Here is a 1,017-nt window from a genome sequence, read left to right on the forward strand (position 1 = left end):
AAGGACGTTGTCCGCGTTCTGGAGCTTCTTGTCGTCCTCCAGGAACACCAGCCCGTCCAGCACCGCGTCCGTGGTGGTCGTCAGGACCAGCTGGACCTTGCCGTCACGGACGGCCTGCTTGGACTGCGGGGTGCCGACGCCCTTGGGGTCGATCCCGGTGACGTCGATGCCGTACGTCTTCTTCAGACCGGGTGCGCAGAACGGCCGCACCTCGCACTCGTCGCCCGCCGCGATCTTCACCTTCAGCTTCGACTTCCCGAGATCGGAAAGGGTCTTGAGGCTGTTCTTCTCGGCGAATTCCTCCGAGACCGCGAAGGCGTTCTGGTCCACGGCCTTTCCGGGCGGGAGGACCGTGAGACCCAGCGGGGCGGCCAGCTTCTTCAGCGCGGCGACCGTGGCGTCCGCGTCTCCGGAGGCCACCGGCTTCTCCTGAGCCTCTTTTGCCCCGTTGACCTTGGCGTTGAGGAACTCGGCGATCGTGGCGGCGTACTCCGGTACGACGTCGATCTCGCCCTTCTCCAGCGAGGGCTCGTACAGCTCACGGTTCTTCACCGTGGTGACCGAGGTGCTGTATCCGGCGTCGCCGAGGATCTGCGCGTACAGCTCGGCGAGCACCTTGGACTCGGTGAAGGAGGCCGACCCGACGACCAGGGTCCCCTTCTTGCCGTCGCCGCCGGCCGAGGAGCCGGAGCCGCTCTCCTCCTGCTCCAGGCTGTCGCCACCGCAGGCCGCGAGCGACCCGGCCAGCGCCACCATGCCGATGACCGCTCCGGCTATCCGCGAGGTCCTGCTCATGTGTTGTTCTCCGTCCGAACAGAAGAAAGGTGATCAGAAATGAGATGCTGTGCGTTCACGCGGGCCTGCGGCGGCGCAGCGGGGACAGCAGGCGGTCGAGGCCCACCAGTACGCCCTCCACCACCAGTGCGAGACCGGCGACCAGGACCGCGCCCGCGAAGACCTGGGCGGTGTCGTAGGTGTTGAACCCGGCGGTGATGATCCGGCCGAGACCGCCGAGGC

Annotated in this window: 1 protein-coding gene and 1 pseudogene; both read right to left on the minus strand. The window is 67.3% G+C overall.

The features are described 5' to 3' along the window. Positions 1-795 (minus strand): ABC transporter substrate-binding protein (locus tag ACZ7HQ_RS45995; RefSeq protein WP_471003742.1); only part of this gene is annotated, 795 nt, incomplete at its 3' end. 55 nt (positions 796-850) lie between these two features. Then, positions 851-1,017 (minus strand): annotated as a pseudogene (locus ACZ7HQ_RS46000) (ABC transporter permease); the annotation flags it as partial.

The sequence above is a fragment of the Streptomyces sp. NPDC037290 genome (assembly GCF_055603245.1).